Annotated in this window: 16 protein-coding genes and 1 tRNA gene; 5 read left to right on the forward strand and 12 right to left on the reverse strand. The window is 60.2% G+C overall.

All coding sequences use genetic code 11. The annotated features are described in order from the left end of the window. The first annotated feature begins 218 nt into the window (after nucleotides 1-218). Complete coding sequence (locus AACL53_RS10290; protein WP_339084420.1) at nucleotides 219-1,262, forward strand: cytochrome-c peroxidase; 1,044 nt, start codon at nucleotides 219-221, stop codon at nucleotides 1,260-1,262. Between the two features lie 32 nt (nucleotides 1,263-1,294). Here the strand turns inward: AACL53_RS10290 and AACL53_RS10295 are convergent, their stop codons facing one another. The 3 genes from AACL53_RS10295 to AACL53_RS10305 form a co-directional block, all read right to left on the reverse strand. Then, the gene (locus tag AACL53_RS10295) at nucleotides 1,295-2,917 is read right to left on the reverse strand and encodes an ABC-F family ATP-binding cassette domain-containing protein (protein ID WP_339084422.1); all 1,623 of its coding nucleotides are present in this window, start codon (nucleotides 2,915-2,917) and stop codon (nucleotides 1,295-1,297) included. 641 nt (nucleotides 2,918-3,558) lie between these two features. Then, nucleotides 3,559-4,221 carry a ParA family protein gene (locus AACL53_RS10300; protein ID WP_339084423.1) on the reverse strand — a complete coding sequence of 221 codons (663 nt, stop codon included), beginning with the start codon at nucleotides 4,219-4,221 and terminating at the stop codon, nucleotides 3,559-3,561. A gap of 500 nt (nucleotides 4,222-4,721) precedes the next feature. Next, nucleotides 4,722-6,023 carry a PepSY domain-containing protein gene (locus AACL53_RS10305; protein WP_339084424.1) on the reverse strand — a complete coding sequence of 434 codons (1,302 nt, stop codon included), beginning with the start codon at nucleotides 6,021-6,023 and terminating at the stop codon, nucleotides 4,722-4,724. A 141-nt stretch (nucleotides 6,024-6,164) separates the two neighbouring features. Between AACL53_RS10305 and AACL53_RS10310 the strand changes: the two genes are divergently transcribed. Then, nucleotides 6,165-8,441: a TonB-dependent siderophore receptor gene (locus AACL53_RS10310; RefSeq protein ID WP_339084425.1), complete on the forward strand. Its 2,277-nt coding sequence runs from the start codon at nucleotides 6,165-6,167 to the stop codon at nucleotides 8,439-8,441. Between the two features lie 340 nt (nucleotides 8,442-8,781). Here AACL53_RS10310 and AACL53_RS10315 read toward each other — a convergent pair. The 5 genes from AACL53_RS10315 to AACL53_RS10335 form a co-directional block, all read right to left on the reverse strand. Beyond that, nucleotides 8,782-8,856: transfer RNA gene (locus tag AACL53_RS10315), tRNA-Glu, on the reverse strand. A gap of 109 nt (nucleotides 8,857-8,965) precedes the next feature. Further along, a complete protein-coding gene (recJ, locus tag AACL53_RS10320) occupies nucleotides 8,966-10,798 on the reverse strand; it encodes a single-stranded-DNA-specific exonuclease RecJ (protein ID WP_339084426.1) in 1,833 nt (610 codons plus the stop codon). 265 nt (nucleotides 10,799-11,063) lie between these two features. Next, the gene (gene glpX, locus AACL53_RS10325; protein ID WP_339084427.1) at nucleotides 11,064-12,065 is read right to left on the reverse strand and encodes a class II fructose-bisphosphatase; all 1,002 of its coding nucleotides are present in this window, start codon (nucleotides 12,063-12,065) and stop codon (nucleotides 11,064-11,066) included. A 34-nt stretch (nucleotides 12,066-12,099) separates the two neighbouring features. After that, the gene (locus AACL53_RS10330; RefSeq protein ID WP_339084428.1) at nucleotides 12,100-13,425 is read right to left on the reverse strand and encodes a homoserine dehydrogenase; all 1,326 of its coding nucleotides are present in this window, start codon (nucleotides 13,423-13,425) and stop codon (nucleotides 12,100-12,102) included. An 8-nt stretch (nucleotides 13,426-13,433) separates the two neighbouring features. Then, complete coding sequence (locus AACL53_RS10335; protein ID WP_339084429.1) at nucleotides 13,434-14,660, reverse strand: LL-diaminopimelate aminotransferase; 1,227 nt, start codon at nucleotides 14,658-14,660, stop codon at nucleotides 13,434-13,436. Between the two features lie 402 nt (nucleotides 14,661-15,062). On the opposite strand from AACL53_RS10335, the gene phaC reads away from it, so the two are divergent. Then, nucleotides 15,063-16,871, forward strand: a complete 1,809-nt coding sequence (gene phaC / locus AACL53_RS10340; RefSeq protein ID WP_339084430.1) for an alpha/beta hydrolase — start codon at nucleotides 15,063-15,065, stop codon at nucleotides 16,869-16,871. A 63-nt stretch (nucleotides 16,872-16,934) separates the two neighbouring features. Here phaC and AACL53_RS10345 read toward each other — a convergent pair whose 3' ends face one another. The 3 genes from AACL53_RS10345 to AACL53_RS10355 all read right to left on the reverse strand — a co-directional run bounded on the left by AACL53_RS10345 (nucleotide 16,935) and on the right by AACL53_RS10355 (nucleotide 18,860). Then, the gene (locus AACL53_RS10345; RefSeq protein ID WP_339084431.1) at nucleotides 16,935-17,255 is read right to left on the reverse strand and encodes a hypothetical protein; all 321 of its coding nucleotides are present in this window, start codon (nucleotides 17,253-17,255) and stop codon (nucleotides 16,935-16,937) included. 20 nt (nucleotides 17,256-17,275) lie between these two features. Further along, nucleotides 17,276-18,565: an O-acetylhomoserine aminocarboxypropyltransferase gene (locus AACL53_RS10350; protein ID WP_339084432.1), complete on the reverse strand. Its 1,290-nt coding sequence runs from the start codon at nucleotides 18,563-18,565 to the stop codon at nucleotides 17,276-17,278. An 88-nt stretch (nucleotides 18,566-18,653) separates the two neighbouring features. After that, a complete protein-coding gene (locus tag AACL53_RS10355; protein ID WP_339084433.1) occupies nucleotides 18,654-18,860 on the reverse strand; it encodes a hypothetical protein in 207 nt (68 codons plus the stop codon). Between the two features lie 410 nt (nucleotides 18,861-19,270). On the opposite strand from AACL53_RS10355, the gene AACL53_RS10360 reads away from it, so the two are divergent. Continuing rightward, on the forward strand, nucleotides 19,271-19,498 hold the full coding sequence (locus tag AACL53_RS10360) for a hypothetical protein (protein WP_339084434.1): 228 nt from the start codon (nucleotides 19,271-19,273) through the stop codon (nucleotides 19,496-19,498). 387 nt (nucleotides 19,499-19,885) lie between these two features. After that, nucleotides 19,886-20,647 carry an arginyltransferase gene (locus AACL53_RS10365; protein ID WP_339084435.1) on the forward strand — a complete coding sequence of 254 codons (762 nt, stop codon included), beginning with the start codon at nucleotides 19,886-19,888 and terminating at the stop codon, nucleotides 20,645-20,647. An 11-nt stretch (nucleotides 20,648-20,658) separates the two neighbouring features. Here the strand turns inward: AACL53_RS10365 and AACL53_RS10370 are convergent, their stop codons facing one another. Beyond that, complete coding sequence (locus AACL53_RS10370) at nucleotides 20,659-21,126, reverse strand: hypothetical protein (protein ID WP_339084436.1); 468 nt, start codon at nucleotides 21,124-21,126, stop codon at nucleotides 20,659-20,661. Nucleotides 21,127-21,183: the final 57 nt, after the last annotated feature.

The following is a 21,183-nucleotide window of genomic DNA, read 5'->3' on the forward strand; positions in this document are numbered from 1 at the left end:
TTCTTTACCACCCAGCCCCACTCGCGATGTGCACGGACTATCCATGCCATTTGGCCAAACGGCGCGCATCCCGAAGCGTTCCTTTCTTTTCACTCGGGTCTTTTCACTGGGGCTCCGGGGTGCATTGGACTTACGTCAATTCGTACGCGCCACGTTCGCGCCAGCTTAGCGATTGTCCCCTCATAAAGCGTGACCAGACCCACGGCTTGGAGGCGCCTATGCGCGCACCTGTTGTTTTGGCGGCGGTGGTGTTCCTGACTTCTACCGCTGGGCTCCTCATCGCTGCAGAAGACCCGGTGATGAAGGAAGCTCAATCGACATTCGCGCCAATTCCTCTCACGCCGCCCCCCGTGAAAGGCGTAACCGCCACTCCCGCACTGGTCGAACTCGGCAAGGCGCTCTACTTCGATCCCCGGCTGTCCCAAAGCCACAACATCAGCTGCAACACATGCCATCAGGTCGGCCTCGGCGGCGTCGACATGCTGCCCACCTCCATCGGCCACAAATGGCAACACGGCGCCCGCAATTCCCCGACAGTATTGAACTCCATATTCAACATCGCGCAATTCTGGGACGGGCGCGCAGCAGATCTGGCGGCACAGGCCGGCGGTCCTATCCAAAATCCCGTTGAGATGGCCACCACTCATGAGCACGTCATCGAAATGCTGAAAGGCATTCCCGGTTACGAAAAGCTTTTCAAAGCGGCTTTCCCCTCGTCAAAAGACCCTATCACCATGGGAAATGTCGAGGATGCCATCGCGGCATTCGAAGCGACGCTCATCACGCCCAATGCGCCGTTCGACAAATTCCTGCGCGGCGACGAGAACGCTTTAACGTCCGAGCAAAGGGAAGGCCTGCAGCTGTTCATGAGCAAGGGCTGCTCGACTTGCCATTTCGGCATCAACGTCGGCGGGCAGATGTATGCGCCGTTCGGCGTGGTCGAGAAGCCGGGCGCCGAATTGCTGCCGCAGAATGATAAAGGCCGCTTCGACGTGACAAAGACCGCGAGCGACGAGTATGTCTTTCGCGTGCCGCCGCTCAGGAATGTCGAGCTGACGCCGCCGTATTTTCATAGTGGGAAAGCCTGGGATCTTCGGCAAGCCGTGGCCGTGATGGGGAACAGTCAGCTCGGTGAAAAGCTGACAGACAGCGAAATCACGAAGATCACGGCGTTCTTGCGATCTTTGACGGGCGACCAGCCGAAGGTCACATACCCGATCCTGCCGCCAAGCGACGCCTCGACGCCACGCCCTGAGCCATAGCGCGCGCACGCGCTTGCGTCGCCGGCACGGATTTAGCTACGCAGGCCCGGAGCTTCCTGGCCGGTCCGCTCGACATATTCGGTGTAACCACCACCGTATTTGTGGATCCCGTCGGGGGTCAGCTCCAGCACCCGGTTGGACAGCGCGGCGAGGAAGTGCCGGTCGTGCGAGACGAACAGCATGGCGCCTTCGTATTGCGAGAGTGCGGTGATGAGCATTTCCTTGGTCGCCATGTCGAGGTGGTTCGTGGGCTCGTCCAGCACGAGGAAATTCGGCGGATCGTAGAGCATTTTCGCCATGACGAGGCGGGCCTTCTCGCCGCCGGAGAGCACGCGGCATTTCTTCTCCACGTCGTCGCCGGAGAAGCCGAAGCAGCCGGCCAGCGAACGCAGCGAGCCTTGCCCCGCCTGCGGGAACGAATCTTCCAGCGACTGGAACACCGTGCTGTCGCCGTCGAGGAGGTCCATGGCGTGCTGAGCGAAATAGCCCATCTTCACGCTGCCGCCGATTTTGACCGTGCCCGCGTCGGGCTCTGTCGTGCCCGCGATCAACTTCAAAAGTGTGGACTTGCCCGCGCCGTTCACGCCCATGACGCACCAGCGTTCCTTGCGGCCAACATGGAAATCGAGACCTTCGTAGATGCTGCGACTGCCGTAGCTTTTATGCACGCCCTTTATACTGACAACGTCCTCTCCGGAACGCGGTGGCGATGCAAACTCGAAGGCGACGGTTTGGCGGCGCTTCGGCGGTTCGACGCGATCGATCTTCGCCAGCTGCTTGACGCGACTTTGCACTTGGGCCGCGTGCGACGCACGCGCCTTGAAGCGCTCGATGAATTTGATCTCTTTCGCGAGCATGGCCTGCTGACGGTCGAACTGGGCCTGTTGCTGCTTCTCGGAGAGCGCGCGCTGCTGCTCGTAGAATTCGTGGTTGCCCGCGTACGTCGTCAGCGAGCCGCCGTCGATTTCGACGATCTTGGTCACGATGCGGTTCATGAACTCGCGATCGTGCGAGGTCATCAACAGGACGCCCTCGTAGCCCTTGAGGAATTCTTCGAGCCAGATCAGGCTTTCCAAGTCGAGATGGTTGCTCGGCTCGTCGAGCAGCATGGCGTCGGGGCGCATGAGGAGCACGCGAGCCAGCGCCACGCGCATTTTCCAGCCACCCGACAATGCGCCGACGTCGCCGTCCATCATCTCCTGGCTGAAGGAGAGACCCGCGAGCACTTCGCGTGCGCGGCCTTCGAGGGCATAGCCGCCCAGCTCCTCGAAGCGGCCCTGCACTTCGCCGTAGCGCTCGACGATCTCTTCCATCTCGTCGGCACGGTCGGGATCGGCCATCGCGGCCTCCAGCTCCGCCAGCTCGGCCGCGACTACGCTCACGGGGCCGGCGCCGTCCATCACCTCGGACACGGCGCTTTTGCCTGCCATCTCGCCCACGTCCTGGCTGAAGTAGCCGATGGTGATGCCGCGGTCGGTCGAGACTTGGCCCTCGTCCGGCTGCTCCTGGCCGATGATCATCCGGAAGAGCGTCGTCTTGCCGGCGCCATTCGGACCCACGAGGCCGACCTTCTCACCCTTGTTGAGGGCGGCGGACGCTTCGATGAAGAGGATCTGATGGCCGTTCTGCTTGCTGATGGAATCGAGACGAATCATATGCGCGCTTTTTTTGGCGCTGGCTGCGACAGCACATGCTGCCGAGTCACCGTGCGCACAGGCCCCGGACAAACGGTTGTTCGGCACCCTTAGGCCATGCGTCGAGCCCAAGGAAGAGCCTTCCGGTCAGCCGCGACATTCGTTCTCAAATGGTGAGGTTGGGGAAACGCGTTGCGCGCTACGTTTCGAGGCGGCCAAGACGGAGCTGAGGTTTGCGTTCGCCAGATTCCTGGGCCGGCGCTTCCTACGGGAACCGGACCCGCTTTTTCAGGTTTCGAGTGGGATGCGGCACCGGCCGGCGGGGAGCGTCATATGCCCCCCCCCCAGGATTCATGTCGATGCCGACCGGTTCGAAGCCTTTTCTCACGCCGCCAATTTTGCGTGACCCGCAGGGTATTCAGAACGCCCGGCAGCATTGCTGGCCTTCGACCGCCAATGTTCCCAGCTCATGCTGGTGTAAGCCAACGCGATTCCGAACCCGGCAAACGCCGCGAGACATATCCCAAGATAGTACATTTCGAATGTCGTCATTGTCGCCTCCCTTAGAAGAGTGAGGCGAGTTTAGAGCGGTGCCCAATTGATGAATTGACTTACGTCAATTGCGCCGAATATCAGGCGGTCAATCGTGCCGTCAGCCGGCTTCAGTCACCGTTTCCATTTTGCATTACCGCAGATTGCTCCGCTATTTTTCTGAGCAAACTTTCTATGAGTACATCCGCGGACTCGTTGGCCGCCCCATCGACTGTTTCGGTCAGCGCTTGCCCACGGTTCTGGGCATTCCGGTACGACGCGCGTTCCGGGATGAACCCCGGCAATAATTCGTAGCCCGCAGCAGCAATGTAATTTCGCGCGACCCTCTCTTCGCTTGCTTCCAATACGCGGCAGAGCGCAACCGCCAGACGATTTTGAGAAATTCCTATTTCCTCCAGGGCGCGTAGGAGGAGAACGGTCGGATACAAATCATCTATGGTGGCACTGGTCGGTACTACGACAACATTCGAGGCGCGGGCCACAGTGCCTGTCGTAGGACTTGTATGGCCAGGCGTATCAACGATGATGAGATCGAAAGCATCACTGTTTACGAGTGCTTCTTCAAATGAACGGAAGGCACCTACGTTGATGGGAGAAGCATTCCCTCTCTGCTTGCGCGCTTTGCCCCATCTGACCGAAGTCTGCTGCTGAACATCAAGGTCTGCGAGCTTGACCTTCAGCTTGCCCGTCGCGCCGACGGCGGCGAGAGCCCGGGCGAGCGTGCTTTTGCCGACGCCGCCTTTTTGACTGACGAATGACACGATCAGAGGCATTCGCACTCCCCAACGCGCGCTTTTTTTTGGATCTTCCTTCTATCCTGCGCCCACGCGTGATGGACTGTTACATGAAGGTTCGCAAGTCCGTGTGCTTGAACGCTGAAATTTCCCAGCTGCGGACAACGAGTAACCAACGATGATGTTATGAGGGTCAACTGCACGACCGCTCGCTTCGCACTCCCTTCTTTCGAGGGAGACAAATCGTTAAGAAAATCAATGAGATCAATAGCGGAAAATAGTCTTGGCGCTCCCTAGGGGAGCAGGCGCGCGCTTAAAGTTCGATGACTTACAGAAGAAATGATTTCGCCCTGAGGGTTCCCCAGACCGGCGGCGTCCGTCGCTGGTCTCCTGCGTTCAGTGGCGGAAAGCGAGGCGTCGGCCGCAAATCCTTGCGGGCTGGATCCTCACAGTTTTTTCTGACTGCGACAGCAACGCATTGGTACGCGCTGACATCTAACCTGTTCCGGGCCCGTGCGCCCTCGACAATGAATAGCTCGCTATGTTGCCCGACCGCGCGACGAAGCGGCTATCGGGGACGCGGCTTTACCGTCGAACGTTCGCGTCGTTCGGGTACGTGCCAATCGCTTCTTGAACCAGATCACGATGCCGGTCAGCGAAAGTGCTGCGACGACGAGGCCCATGATCGATAACGCTATGCGCCCCGGCAATCCCGCGATCCTCCCCGAATGCAGCGGAAACTGGAGCTGCATGAAAATGTCCGCGGCCGTGCCGGCCCAAGGAACGCTATCGCCGAGCAGCTGGCCGGTATTGCCGTCGAAATAAAGCGTCTTGGGTTCCAACCCGCCGTTGCCGTGCTCTTCGCCAACTTCAAAGAAAGAGACGCTGTAGATGCCGGTGAGCTGGTTATAGAATGTGCTGCCTAACGGCTCCTGCCACGATTTTTTCGCCGCTTCCTCCGGCGCGATATTCAGGATCGACGCAAACGACATCTGTGCGGGGATAGGCTTATCGATAGGAGCCATAGTCCGCGAATCCGCGACGTCGGGCGTCAAAGTGAAAATCTTTCCTAGCGCCGGGCGGACGACCTCTTCCCCGAGATTCATCGAGATCGACGTGAAGGCGAGGATGAGTAGCAGCAGCCACGCCCACAAACCGAAGGCGCGGTGAATATCGAAATTCAAGCGATACGCGCTCGCGCCAGTTTTTATTCGCCATGCGGGCGCCCAACGCGCGATCCAGCTTTTGTCCCCGAGCGCAAAGGAGTTGACGTTCGCAACGGCTCGCCGCTGCCTGGAAAGGGGGAACGTCAGCCACAAGCCGGCAAAGCAATCGAACAGCCAAACGACGCCGACGATACCCATCAGCCACACTCCCCAGCGGTCGATGCCGTAGAAGTCCGGGATGTGCATCGAATAGTGCAGCTTATAGAGGAACGGCAGGATATCTCGGCGATCGAGCGAGATCTTGCCCCAATATCGTTTGCCCCGAACCTCTCCCGTCGCGGGCTCGACATAGGCTTGGTTGTAGTCGAGTTCGTAGAGGCGGCCGGTTGTCGGATCGACACGCGGCTCCACGAATAGACCAGCCGTTTGCCCCGGCTCGTAGGAAAGCGGAAAGTACGTCACGCGGCCTTGCGGATTACTGGCCTCAAATCGCGCGACGAGTTCGAGTGGCTGCAGCGGAGGGCCAGCCTGCTTTGCTTCGAACAGATCCGGATTGAGCCATTCATCGAGCTCGTGGTCCCACGAAATAACAGATCCTGTGAGTCCGGCGATGAACAGGAAGACAGCAATAAAGAGCCCGGCCCATCGGTGAACGAGAACAAGTAAGCCGCGCACGTTAGCTCCCATTTAGCACCGCGCCGACGAGGCACTTGTCAGCTTCATATTATATACTTGAAAAGTAAACAACGGGCAGATAGTCGTTGTGCAGGACTCGATTGCGGGGTGGCAATCGCTTTCTGCATTCGTGGGGGAGCAATGGTTTCGATTTGGGTGAACGTCCGCGTTGGGGCGTTAGGTGTTGCTGTGTTTGGTCTTTCGCTAATACCGGAAGCAAGCGCTCAGGAGACCACGCCGCTTCCGCTTCCTGACGTTGTCGTGGAAGGAGGCAGCACTCCCGCACCAACGGCGAAAAAGCCCGCGACCAAATCAAAAGCCAAGGTCGTCAAAGCTGCCGCTCCCACCGCTGCTCCGTCTTTGGACCTTCCTCCGATGAGCGATGGATCGAGCGCACCGCCCGGATCAACGGATGGCTATGTCGCGAAGGCGAGCGCCGCCGCTACCAAAACCGAAACGCCCTTGCGAGAGGTGCCGCAATCGATCTCGACCGTTACCCGTCAGCAACTTCAGGATCGCAACACTCAGAATCTTGGCGACGCCATCCAATATGTGCCGGGCGTCCGGGTGAACCTGTCGGGCTACGATCCCCGGTTCGATACGTTCAACATTCGAGGCTTCGACGCGACCTACACCGGAATCTATCGCGATGGCCTCCGCCAAATGAGCAGCGGCTTCGGGCAGTTCCGCACCGAGCCATATGGTCTCGACAGCATAACGGTGCTGCGCGGACCGACGTCATCCCTCTATGGCGCAAGCAATGCCGGCGGCATCGTCGACATGTACTCCAAGCGTCCGACCGAGACGCCGTTTCGTGAGGTTGAAGTCCAGATCGGCAACTACGACCGCTATCAGGGTAATTTCGATTTCTCCGGTCCATCGACGCTCGGAAACAGCGTTCTTTACAGATTCACGGGCGTCGTGCGCGACAGCGGCACGCAAGCGATGGGCGTTCCGGACGACCGCGTCTATCTCGCGCCGGCGCTAACGTTCAAGATCGATCCTAATACCAAGCTCACCATTCTTGGCGAATACATGGATGCCCAGACGGGCGGCAACATGGCTTGGTACAACGACGACAGCTCGGGTCATGCGCGCCGCACGAACATCTGGTCCGGCGATCCGGCGTTCAACGGTTTCGATCAGACGCAGGAACGTATCGGTTACGAGTTCGAGCACCGTTTCAACGACATCTTCACGTTCCGCCAGAATGTGCGGTACTCGCACATTTCAGCATACGGCGAATACATCGACATCGTCGAAGAAATCGAGCCGAATGTTTGGAGCCGCGCCAACGGCATCGTCGTCAGCGACGTGAATAATTTCGTGACCGATACCCAGTTGGAGGCGCGCTTCTCAACAGGTCCTTTGAAACACGTCGCCCTCGCCGGCGTAGACGTTGGTTATGTCTGGTACAAAGAAGGAAATGGCTTCGGCGATCCGATCGAGGAGGATGGCGGCATCGTTCCGCCGCTGGTCAATTACAACTATGGCCAAACGCACATCCCGACACCGGCGATTTCAACTGTAACACATCAGGACCAGTTGCTGACCGGAACCTATCTCCAGGACCAGGTGAAACTTGACCGCTGGGTGTTAACCCTCGGTGGCCGTCACGACTGGGTCAGCACAGATACCGACACGGACGGTGCCAGGCTGAAGCAGAACGATGCCGCCTGGACCGGCCGCGCCGGCCTCAGCTATTTGTTCGACTCAGGCCTCTCGCCCTATGTCGCTTATGGCACCGGCTTCGTCGCGAACTCGGGAACGGATTTCATCACCGGCAAGCCCTTCGACGCCTCGAAATCCGAATCGAAGGAAGTGGGGCTCAAATATTTCGTTCCAGGCTACAATGCCTCGATCTCATCTGCCGTTTTCGACATCCAGCAAACCAATGGGATCCAGACACAGTGCGCGAAAAGAAATAACGTCACCGAATGCGGTTCCGTCCAGACCGGCGTGCTGCGTTCGCGGGGCTTCGAAATCGAAGGCACGGCGACGCTCGATAACGGGTTGAGCCTTTTGGCATCCTACTCCTACATCGACATGCGTATTGAGGACGATACGGCAGGGACGGAAGGCAACGTCCTCTCGAGCATTCCTTTCAACACCGCGTCTTTCTGGGGTGACTATACGCTGAGGAGCGGACCGGCTGCCGGTCTCGGCTTCGGCTTCGGCGTCCGGTATATCGGCTCGAGCTTTGGCGACGACGAGAACACGTTCAAGAACGCCGGACATACGTTGTTCGACATGGCCGCGCACTACGATCTTTCTCGCTTCGATCCGAGCCTCAAAGGCGCGCGTCTGCAGTTGAACATCAACAATGTCGCCGATAAGGAGGTCGACGTCTGCTCGTCCAATTATTGCTATCTCGATCAGGGCCGCACTGTAATCGGTAGCTTACGCTATCGCTGGTGAAAGACGGGGCTGCGATAACGAAGTCTCGGCAGCGGCGGTCGAGTTGAATTTTTTTGCTTGTGATCGATCCAAACCGATCTCGCAATCGCTCGGATTATCCCGCCGCAGATCCCCGCCAGAGAACCGTTTGTGGACTAATCCGCCGGATGAGCGCTAAGCGCCGGGATCGGAACAACATCGCTCAGGATCCTGACGAAGAAGCAAGCTCGCGGCCACGTCGGTCTGCCCATTGCATTCACCGCCGGCGAGTGCGGAACGTCGCGCCCCTACTCGATGGTTTACGATGTCTGCTTGGCAGAGAAGCCGGCAACCAAGCAATATCAGCTTGTTGCAATATTTTTGGCGCTCCCTAGGGGAGTCGAACCCCTCTTTTCAGAATGAAAATCTGACGTCCTAACCGATAGACGAAGGGAGCAACCCTCGACTTGAGGAGGCACCGTATAGTCGGCTTTGACCGTCTTTGGCAAGCCGACCGCGCTCGCATTTTTTGCGACAAGATGGACATAATCGCCGCGGGTCATATTTTACTGGCTGCGCGGGTCGGCGGCGTCCTCAATTTGCAGCTCGATGCGCTCGCGGCCGCCCCAGGTGTCGCGGCGCAGGTGGCCTGCGACGTGGAGCGGCATCCCGCCGGCCGACATCAAAAGATCGCCCAGCGGTTGCCCGGCTGCCCGAAATGCGACGCCATCGAGTCGCGCGCCATCGCCGCCTTCGAGAATGACGCGGATGTGGGCTTCGGCGATGAGCTTGCCGAATTTGACGCGATGTGCCGGCAACGCGAAACGCGCTTCCGAGTTGCCCTGGCCGAACGGGCTGACACGCTCGATCAGATCCATCAGCTCGCGGGTCGCGCCGGACGCAACGATCGAGGCGTCGATGTCGAGATGCGCGGTGTCGCCCACGCCCTTTGCAGCCGAGCCAAGGTTGCTGAGCAGAAACTGCTCGAGCGCCGGGAGGCCATCTCTGCCGACGGTCAGGCCGGCTGCCATCGCGTGGCCGCCGCCCTTCGCCAACAGGCCTGCCGTCACGGCCGCGCGAATGGCAGCTCCAAGATCGATGCCGGGGACGGATCTGAGCGAGCCCGTACCCATTGCTGAGGCCTCCCAGGCGATGACGCACGCGGGCCGGCGGAACCGTTCGACAAGGCGGCTAGCTACAAGACCGACGACGCCCTTGTGCCACGTGTCCGAAGCAACGATGAGGATTGCACGAGAGGGATCATCGGCGACCTGGCGATCGGCAATCGCAAGCGCCTCTTCCAGCACGAGCGTTTCGATGTCCTTGCGCTCTTTGTTGAGCCGATGGAGCAGCTCGGCGATGCGTAGCGCTTCGACCGGATCCGATGTTGAGAGGAGCGTCGCTCCCAGCGCGGCGTTGCCTATGCGGCCACCAGCGTTGATGCGCGGCCCGAGAATGAAACCCAGATGATAGGGCGTCGGCGCGACCGTCAGTCCTGCAGCGTCTGCCAAGGCGGTCAGACCGACATTCTCCCTCGCACGCATCACTGCGAGGCCCTTTTTGACGTAGGCGCGATTGAGCCCAATCAATGGAACGACGTCCGCGACCGTTGCGAGCGCAACGAGATCGAGCAAAGCCAAGAGGTCGGGTTCGCGTGACGCGCCGTAGTAACCGCGCTTGCGCAATTCCCGGGCCGTCGCGACGAGCACGAGGAACACGACGCCTGCGGCGCAGAGCATCCCCTGCCCTGAAATGTCGTCCTGCCGGTTCGGATTGACGACCGCCTGAACCTCCGGCAGCCGCTCGTCCGCCTGGTGATGGTCGATGATGACGACGTCGGCGCCGAGTTTGCGCGCGACAGCCAGCGGCTCGTGACTCGTCGTTCCGCAGTCGACCGTCACGATGAGCTTCGCACCCTCCTTGACGAGTGTTTCGATGGCGGCCGCGTTCGGTCCGTAGCCTTCGAAAATGCGATCCGGAATGTAAATGCGCGCCGGGGTATCGTGATGCTCGAGAAAGCGCTTCATCAGGGCGGATGAGCACGCGCCGTCGACATCATAGTCGCCGAAGATCGCAACGTTCTGTTTCGCTTGCACAGCGTCGGCGAGGCGCGCTGCGGCCTTCTCCATGTCGCGCAGCGAACTCGGATCGGGCATCAGCGCTTTGAGCGATGGATCGAGAAAAGTTGCGACGTCATCGAGCGCGACGCCGCGCGCCGCGAGCACGCGACCCATCAGGTCCGGCAGTCCGTGCCGCTGACTGATCGCCGTTCCGAGCTGCCTTAAATTTTGCGGCAAACGCTCTCGCCAGGCGAAACCGCGCGCGCTTCTGCCGACCCCGAGAAACGCACGCTCGTCGGCGCCGCCGTCCAAATCAATCGCCGCGAGATTCGTGCGCAATCGATCCCCCTTTTTTGTTTGCGCACAGCGGGTCCCCTCCGGGGAGCCGGCCGCCGTGCGCGGCCGTTTCGTTTGCGCAAGGCAGCTCTGCTTACGCGAAGCAGCCACCGTGCGCGGCCGTTGGTTCGCGCAGGCGACGCCGCTGCGCCGAGCTGGCCGCCGTGCGCATAGAACTGTTCAGGTTGTAGGTCGATTCGGTCGGGGCAGCGGCAGGCGGCTCGCGTTGTATCCACAAAATACGCAAGCCGCCGATGCCGGCGAAGCCTTACATGAAGCGCGTGCCGACGTTGCGGACCCTCGACTTGATGCGGCGGACGGTGCCCGTCTTCGAGCGCATCACGACCGTTTCCGTCTCGGCGTAGTCTCCGCTGATGCGGACGCCCTTTAGAAGCGAGCCGTCCGTCACGCCGGTCGCGGAGAAGACGACGTCAGCCGACGCCAAGTCTTCGAGCTTGAACTTCCGGGTGATGTCGGAAATCCCCATTTTCGCGGCGCGCTCGCGCTCCTCGTCCTTCATCGGCATGAGACGGCCCTGGATCTGGCCGCCAATGCAGCGCAATGCGGCTGCGGCGAGGACGCCTTCCGGAGCGCCGCCCGAACCCATATAGATGTCGATGCCGGTTTCCTTCGGGTCCGTCGTCCAGATGACGCCGGCGATGTCGCCGTCAGGGATGAGCGACACGCCTGCACCGGCTTCGCGGACGGCGCGGATTAGCTCGGCGTGGCGCGGGCGATCGAGAATGCACGCCATGATCTCGGAGACCGGCACGCCCTTCGCCTTGGCAAGCGCGTTCAGATTTTCGGCCGGAGATGCGTCGAGATCGACGACGCCTTCGGTATAGCCTGGGCCAATGGCGATTTTGTTCATGTACATGTCGGGCGCGTGGAGCAAGCCGCCCTTCTCGGAGATCGCAAGGACCGCCAGCGCGTTAGGCATCGATTTCGCGCAGATGGTCGTGCCTTCGAGCGGATCGACCGCGATATCGACTTCCGGCCCCTCGCCCGTTCCGACTTTCTCGCCAATGTAGAGCATCGGCGCCTCGTCCATTTCACCTTCGCCGATGACGACGGTGCCCCTGATCTCCACGCGGCCGAGTTCGCGGCGCATGGCATCGACGGCCGCCTTGTCGGCCGCCTTCTCGTTGCCGCGACCACGCAGGTGCGCCGCCGCGATTGCCGCGGCTTCGGTCACGCGGGCGAGCTCGAGCACCAGAATCCGATCGAGACCCGGCCCGTGAGTGCCGTTCGATTGCTCAGCTCTGCTCATATCCTTGTCCTTCTCGGGGGCTAAATGTGAAATCCTAAAGCTCTTCAATTCGTATCATCTGCGGACGCTCGGTGACGTTGCCGTCCTTCTCGATCGTTTCGAGAGCCAGGCGCATCGCTTCTTCGGTCGTCTCATGCGTGATGATGATGACCGGCTGATCCGCGCGGTTCGGGACCCGCGAGCTCCCGCGCGGCGCATGCAGCGTCTGCGGTCGATGTTGTACGATACTTTCGAGCGAAATACCGCGGTCGCCCATGCTTTTCGCGACGTTCGCCATGGCACCGGGCTTATCGTAGAGCGCCAGCCGGACGTAATAGGACCCGTAATGTTGGTCGAGCTTGGCGCGGCGGTGCGCTTTCAGCTGTGCGACGGGCGTGACGAACGGCGGCACGACGAGACCGCGCGCGATATCCAGAATATCTCCTGCGACGGCCGACGCCGTCGGCTTCGCGCCGGCACCTGGTCCGACGAGCAGAATATTGCCGGAGAAATTACCGTCGATCGCAACGGCGTTCGTCACACCGGAAACTTCGGCGATCGCGGAATCCTTGTTGATCAGGACAGGCGAAACGCGGGCTTCGATGCCGGTTTCAGTCTCCATCGATACGCCCAGCAGCTTGATGCGATAGCCGAGGCTGTCGGCCGCCTCGATGTCCGCCTGGGTGATCGACTGGATGCCCTCGACGTGGATCTGCTCGAAGGCGACCCTTGTTCCGAAGGCGAGGCTCGTCAATAGTGCGAGCTTGTGGGCGGCGTCGAAGCCGCCGATGTCGAATGTCGGATCGGCCTCGGCATATCCCAGCGCCTGCGCTTCCTTCAGAACATCGTCGAAAGCACGATTTTCACTCTGCATCTGCGTCAGGATATAGTTGCAGGTGCCATTGAGGATGCCGTAGACGCGCTTGACGCGATTGGCGCCGAGAGCTTCGCGCAGCGTCTTGATGACCGGAATGCCGCCTGCGACCGCCGCCTCGAAATTCAACGCGACGCCGTTCGCCTCGGCGAGACGCGCAAGCTCGACGCCATGTTTTGCGAGCAGCGCCTTGTTGGCGGTGACGACATGCTTCTTTGCGCCCAATGCCGCTTCAACCGCCGCCTTCGCGACGCCGTCTTCGCCACCGATCAGCTCGACGAAAACGTCGTTCGAAGGATCGAGTGCGAGCGCGACGGGATCAGCGAACCATTCGACGCCGTCGACCGCAATGCCGCGCTCCTTGGATTTGTTGCGCGCGGAGATGCCGGTTACGCGGATCTCGCGGCCGACAATGTTCGCGACGTGAGTGCCGTTGGCCTGAAGAAGCCCCAGCAGGCCACCGCCAACCGTGCCAAGTCCGGCTATACCAAGTTTGAGAGGTTTCATGGTGATGATTATTGGCTTGCGGATTTTCTGGGATGAGACACGGGCTGCGTAGGTTCGGCTGATTCCGAAAAGAGCTTTTTGATCGACCGCGCCGCCTGACGAATGCGCTGCTCGTTTTCGACGAGAGCGATGCGAATGAACCCCTCTCCATATTCGCCGAAGCCGATCCCGGGCGATACGGCGACATCGGCTTTTTCGATGAGCAGCTTCGAGAACTCGACCGAGCCCAGATCGCGATAGCGCTCAGGTACCGGCGCCCAGGCAAACATCGTGGCGGGCGGCGGCGGAACGGGGAAGCCTGCCTTGCCGAAGCTCTCGACGAGCACATCGCGGCGGCTCTTGTACATCGCGCGAATTTCGTCGACGCACTCCTGCGGACCGTTGAGAGCGGCTGCGGCTGCGACTTGGATCGGCGTGAAGGCACCGTAGTCGAGATACGACTTCACCCGCGCCAGCGCGCCGATGAGGCGCTCGTTGCCGACGGCGAAGCCCATCCGCCAGCCCGGCATGTTGTAGGTTTTCGACAGCGACGTGAATTCGACGGCGATGTCTTTGGCGCCCGGCACCTGCAAAATGGAGGGCGGCGGCACATCGTCGTAATAGAGCTCGGCGTAGGCGATGTCCGACAGGATGATGATGTCGAGCTTCTTTGCGAGCGCGACGGCTTCCTTGTAGAAGTCGAGGCCCACAACCATCGCCGTCGGATTGGACGGGAACGATATCACGACCGCCAGCGGCTTCGGGATCGAATGCTTTACCGCGTGCTCGATGGCACGAAGAAAATCGTCGCCGTTGCTCGCCGGGAGATGGCGCACGGAGGCGCCGGCGATGATGAAGCCGAAGGTGTGGATCGGATAGGTCGGGTTGGGCACCAGGACGACGTCGCCGGGCGCGGCAATGGCCTGTGCGATATTGGCGAAGCCTTCCTTCGATCCGAGCGTCGCCACGATCTCGGTTTCGGGGTCGAGCTTCACACCGAAACGCCGTTCATAGTAGGCGGCCTGCGCCTTGCGCAGTCCGGGTATGCCTTTCGACGCCGAATAGCGATGCGTGCGCGGCTTATTGATGGTTTCGATGAGCTTGTCGACGATATGCTGGGGCGTCGGCATATCCGGGTTGCCCATGCCGAGATCGACGATGTCGGCGCCGCGCGCACGCGCCGCCGCCTTCAAACGGTTCACTTCCGCAAAGACGTAAGGGGGCAGGCGCTTGATGCGGTGGAACTCTTCGCTCAAAGATCTTTACCCCTCGGCGCCGCAGCTCAGGCGGCTGTTAGTGTCGGCTCTCGCGCGAAGTTCGAAAGTCCCGGCTGAAACCAAATCGGACCGGGCATTTCTTCGCGACAGAGCCCGGCGATTGCCTCTTTACGCTTGCGCCCTACGTCCCGTCCAGTCCGCAGCGCGCCGCAACATGCAACGGCCTCAAATCCGGGTCCCCCAATTATTTTTCGCAACGCGGGAGCAAACGTGCCGCGGCCACGGTAATGCCATCTCCGCTTACCTAATCAGAAACGCCGGCATGTCCGATTCGCCCTTGATTCGACGTCTGCCTTGACTGCACTGTCGGTCAGGGTTTCGGCACGAACGGGCCCCTAGCCTGCGTCGAGGGGACAAGAATAGAAAGCTTCTGAAGTCGCCATGCCGCAAGACAGCCACGAAGAGCCGCCGTCATTCTCTCCGTATCATATCTCGGACCCCGAAACGTTTGCGTCGAACCTGCTCAAAGCGTTCGAACGGGGAAGCGCGGCATTTGCTCAGCTGGCCGAGCGCCCGGACTCGAAAATCGGCCCCTATACACCGGCAAGCGAGTTTTCCGCGGCCACCGAAACGATTTCGGCGCTGGTGCGGAAATGGCTTGCCGATCCGGTCAAGCTTGCCGAGGCGCAGGGGGAGTTCGTCAGGCAGTTCGCGGCGCTTTGGAACAACGTGCTTCAACGCATGATGGGGTTCGGCGTGCCGCCGCTCATTCGGCCTGGCGTGGGCGACAATCGCTTCAAAGATCCGGAATGGGACAACAACCCGTACTTCGACTTCTGCAAGCAGGCGTATCTCCTTGCCTGCAAGTGGGCAGAGGATCAATTGGCGGCGACGCCGGACCTCGAGCCCTACGAGCGCCATCGCGCCGAATTCTATTTGCGGCAGCTGACGAGCGCCTACTCTCCGTCGAATTTTCCCGTGACCAATCCTGAAGTCCTGCGGGAGACGATTGCGACCAACGCCCAGAACCTCCTCAACGGGGCGAACCTGCTGGCCGAGGATTTGAAGCGTTCGGGCGACCTGATGAAAATCAGCCAGACCGATCCGACCGCGTTCGAACTTGGCCGCAACCTTGCGACGACGCCGGGAAAGATCGTTTTTCAGAATGCGCTTTTGCAGCTCATTCAATACGCGCCCACGACGGAACAGGTTCGCTACCGGCCGTTGATCATGGTGCCGCCGTGGATCAACAAATACTACATCCTCGATCTGACGTCCTCGAAGAGCCTCATCAAGTACGTGGTCGACCAGGGCTTCACGGTTTTCGTCGTGTCGTGGGTCAATCCGGATGAGCACCTGGCCGATAAGACGTTCGAAGACTACGTGCTCGAAGGCATTCTCGAAGCAGTACGCGCCGTTCAAGAGGAGACAGGCGTCGAGCAGATCAACGCGCTCGGCTATTGCGTCGGCGGCACGGCGCTTTCGACGGGCCTCGCTTACCTCGCCCAGCGCGGCGAAGAGCCTTTCAAATGCTGCTCGCTGCTGACGACCCAGGTCGACTTTTCGCTCGCCGGCGATCTGCTTCTCTTCACCGACGATACGCAGCTCGCGAGCCTCGACGCGCTGATGAACGAGCGCGGCTTTCTCGACGGTTCGCGCATGGCCAACGTCTTCAATATGATGCGGCCGCGCGACCTCATCTGGCCTTACGTGGTCAACAACTATCTCCTCGGCAAGAAGCCGTTCCCGTTCGACCTCCTTTTTTGGAACCAGGACTCGACGCGGATGGCGGCTGCCAACCACAAATATTACTTACGGGAATTCTATAACGAGAACCGGCTCGCGAAAGGCGAGATGACGCTTGGCGGCATCAAGCTCGACCTCAAAAAGATCAAGCTGCCGATCTTCTCGGTCGCGACCCGCGAGGATCATATCGCGCCGGCCGCTTCCGTTTTCCGCGGCATTCAGATGTTCGGCGGCCCCGTCGAGTTCGTGCTCGCCGGTTCGGGGCATATCGCGGGCGTCGTCAACCCGCCGGAAAAAGTGAAGTACCAGTACTGGACCGGCGGCAAGGTGATGACGAACGTCGGCAGTTGGGAAGCGTCGGCCACGGAGCATCCCGGATCGTGGTGGCCGTACTGGATCGATTGGCTGTCGCAGCAGTCCGGCGGCTGGGTTCCGGCACGGGAACCCGGAGCGAAGCTCGGCATCATCGAGGATGCGCCCGGTTCTTACGTCAAGGCTCGCTAGGCTTCCATTTTGGGGCCTGCGGCGGCCGTTTCGCCGTAGGCTCGCCCAACACGCGATGGCCGATCAGGCCAATTCGAATTCGCCTTCGTAGTCGACGGGCCAGAGCACGGTGAACTCTTCGCTGTCGATTGCGCGGAATGCGACGGCGTTGACGTCGAGTTCGTCAGCGGCGTCCTCGACGATCGGCTCGATCTTTTCCCAGACCTTCGCTGCATTCTTGGCGAGCAGGATGAGATTGATGACGCCCTCTCCCGGCTCGTGGCCGTCGACTTCAGCCGAGGTCGAGTTGCCTAGGGCTTCGATCAGGCGATCCTCGAGCGCGATGACCCTCTCGAGAGTGTCGTCGTCGTCGCCCTGAAACTGGAGGACAAGCTGATGGTTCATGGTTCCTTTCCTGCCGGCGTCTAAACAGCGGTGAGCGCCTGTTCAAGATCGCCGATAATATCGTCTATATCCTCGATACCGATCGATAGCCTGACAACGTCTGGCCCCGCTCCGGCGGCTATCCTCTCGTCATCCTGTAGCTGCCGATGCGTCGTCGACGCCGGATGAATGACGAGGCTTCGCGTATCCCCAATGTTGGCGAGAAGACTGAAGAGCTTCAACCCCGAAACCAGCTTCACGCCCGCTTCATATCCGCCTTTGACGCCGAAGGTGAAGACGGCTCCCGCACCTTTTGGACAAATCTTTTTATGGATTTGGTGGCTCGGGCTTCCCTCGAGCCCAGCGTAGCCGACCCAGGCAATTTTGGGATGGGCGTTAAGCCACTTCGCAACGGCCAGAGCGCTGTCCGACTGGCGCTGCATTCGGAGCGGCAATGTCTCAACGCCGGTCAGCAAGAGGAAGGCGTTGAATGGTGAGATCGCGGGGCCGAGATCGCGCAGTCCGAGGACGCGCGCGGCGATGGCAAAGGCCATCGGGCCGAAAGCTTCCGCTAGCTTGACGCCATTGTAGGAGGGGTTCGGGTCGACCAGTGACTTATAGCGATGGCGGCTTCCCAGCCAGTCATAGGTTCCGCAATCGACGATGGCCCCGCCGATTGAGTTGCCATGACCACCAATGAACTTCGTGAGGCTATGGAGGACGATATCGGCGCCAAAATCCTTGGGCTTGCAGAGATAGGGGGTCGCAAGCGTGTTGTCGACGATGAAGGGAACGCCCGCCTTTTTGGCGATCGCCGCAATGGCTGGAAGATCAACGACAATGCCGCCGGGATTGGCGATGCTCTCGCAGTAGATGGCCCGTGTCCGCGGCGTGATCGCGGCTGCGATGGATGCCGGATCCGTGGCATCGGCCCATGCCACCTGCCAGCCGAACTTCTTGAACGCATGATTGAACTGATTGACCGAGCCGCCGTAGAGCTGGCGCCCAGCCACGAACTCGTCACCTGGTTCGAGAAGCGTGTGGAACGTCAAGAGCTGCGCGGCATGCCCGGACGCGACAGCGAGTGCGGCGGAGCCGTCTTCAAGCGCTGCGAGGCGTGCCTCCAGCACCGATTGTGTGGGGTTCGTTATGCGGGTGTAGATGTTTCCAAACGCCTGCAGCCCGAACAGCGCCGCGGCGTGGTCGACATCGTTAAACACGTAGGATGTGGTCTGGTAGATCGGCGTTGCGCGCGCGCCGGTCGTCGGATCAGGTGTCGCCCCTGCATGAACTGCAGCAGTCGCGAATTTCTGGGTTGGCGTGGACGACATAGCCTCTAGCTCCTGATCGCGAAGTTGCCGCGAAGGAGGAGCCGAGTCAGGGCCAGCCTGTCAACTGGTTAAGCTCGTCCACACCGATTCAAAGTTTTGCGAATTGCCCGGCAATCCCGCAGTGCCACTTCTGAATGGTCCAGTTGGGGTGTTCCCCGATCCACTTCGCCATCTCGATCTGGCCGCTCGACATGCACTGCTGCGCGGTGACGTTTTCGCCCTCGAAATTCAGGGTGACATCTCTGCAACGGGACGGCTGATCAACCATGCAGACGGCGACGACAAGCTCAATCATAGGACCTCCAGGTGTAGGTCTGCCGACCGCTCGTTAAAGCGGTCCGTTTAGCCCTGGGCGGTTTCCTCGAGTCTGCTTTTTGTTCATTCGCGGGAAGAATGGGCAAAGTATGAAGGAAATAATGCATTGCACAAGAACACGGCTGTCGCAGTCCTTGCCTATTTCGAAGTCACGTTACATTTGCCGCAGCAATGTTGCCGAAACACCCCGCAACCCGCAGCAAATCGTATCGCATGCGCCACAGTTTTGCCTTGTCAGGATGGGCATCGCATTCGATAAGCAGCGCGAAGGCAACAATTGATTCGAATTTTGCCGGAACGACCAAGACCGATCTTGTGCGAAGTCGGGGGTCGGAGCGATGTGACCGGGGTAAAGTCGCGGGGCGGACTTGTAAGGCGGCAGATCGGCATATGATTAATCAAGGGGCTGAGGCAGCCCAAAGTGCAGCGTTCGATGGCGTGCGCGCGTCTCAAACACCAACCGTCGGTTGGTTCGTCCGGCGCTCGGCGCTCTGGATGGGCATCATCATCGTCGCCATCGTGCTGGCGTGCACGCTTTACGCGCTCGCAAGCCAAGTCGGGGCGGACGATATACGCGAGGCGCCGACGGGCACCGCGGGACCGACGCTGAAGGTTTAGCTGGCCTCAAGTTTTATCAGCTACTCATCGCTTGCCGATCGACATACCAGTCGCTGGAGCGCGCCACGTGGTGCGCTCCGCTCGCGATTCCTTATGCCATTTTTCGCTGCGCGCCGTTTTTCATGCCGCGTTCAGCACGGGCTTGGTATGGTACAATCCAGTTCTGCGTCTTCCTGGATGGTACGGGGGCTTTTGCTTGCAATTAGTAGTGGGTTGTTCTCACCGCATTAGACCAATTTTTGAAATAACTAATCTTTTCTCGTGCAACCGGATAAATTTGCCTGCGGGTTCATTATTGTTGCTGCGGGGCTATCATCGATACCTTGAATTTGGGCTCTCCTTACTCCAATCATCTGCGATCGGTTCGAGCCCGAGGGACGCGTCGGAATGACGGAGCAGCAAAAGAAGTTTCCAGAGTTCTATGTAACCGCCCCGCAGCCTTGCCCTTATTTGCCCGGCAGGCTCGAGCGAAAGCTGTTCACCCATTTGACCCACGACAAGCCGCCGGAGCTGGTCGACCGCCTTCTGACGACGGGGTTTCGGCGCAGTCAGAACATTGCGTACGTGCCCTATTGCGAAGGCTGCCAGGCCTGCATCTCGGTGCGCGTGCTCGTCGATGAATTCCAGCCCGACCGCTCGATGCGCAGGAGCTGGAACAGAAACTCTTCGCTGATCGCACAGCGCACGGCGCCGACGCCGACGATGGAGCAGTTCAAGCTCTTTCGCTCATACATCGATGCGCGGCACAGCGACGGCGGAATGGCGGACATGACGATCCTCGATTACCGAATGATGGTCGAAGATACGGTGATCGAGACTTTCCTCACCGAATACCGGCAGAAGCCGGCGGACGCGACGGATCTCGATTTCGACTCGTGGCCGCTGAAGGCCGTCGCGCTCTGCGACCGGCTCACGGACGGCATCTCGATGGTCTACAGCTTTTACGATCCCGCGGATGCCGACGCCGGTCTCGGCACCTACATGATCCTCGAGCACATCGCGTTCGCCCGTCGCATCGGGCTACCGCACGTGTATCTCGGCTATTGGATCGATGGTTCGCGTAAAATGGCCTACAAGACCCGCTTCAAACCGCAGGAGCGCCTTGGGCCCGACCGGTGGGAACGCATCGGCGACAGTGAGGAAGACTGAAGCCGAAGTCGTTATTTCGCGAGTTCGGCATCGAGTTTTTCGAACATGTAATTCCACTTGGCCGACTGCGTGTCGACCAGCATCTTCATGCGTGCGCGAAGCTCGAGCAGCAAGGCGCAGTCGGGCGCTTCGGCAGCGGCACCTTCCTGGCCCATCGACGCGATCGCGGATAGCAATTCGTCCGCCGTCTTGTCGTAAACAGCCGTCTTGTCGTCTTTCACGAACGGCCTTGCCTGGACGATGAAGTCGTCGTGCGTCCAGTTGCGCTTGTCCTTGAGCTCGCGCAGCTTCTCCTGAAAGACGGGCCGGTTCTGGTTATTCAAGTCGCGCAGGCTGCCGGATGCCACTTCGACGACGGACTCGAAATCTTCCTTGGCGCAGGTCGCCGGCGTTTCGTCTGCCCGAAGACCGGAGCAGCACGAAACAATCGCCAGACCTATTCCAGCGGCGATGGCCGCCCGTCCTCTGAACCCACCCATGCCGGCAGTCGTAGCTTCGCGCAGGCAAAGCTACAAGCGCCGTCAATCAACACCCTA

It is taken from the genome of Hyphomicrobium sp. ghe19 (genome assembly GCF_902712875.1).
Lineage (GTDB): Bacteria > Pseudomonadota > Alphaproteobacteria > Rhizobiales > Hyphomicrobiaceae > Hyphomicrobium_B.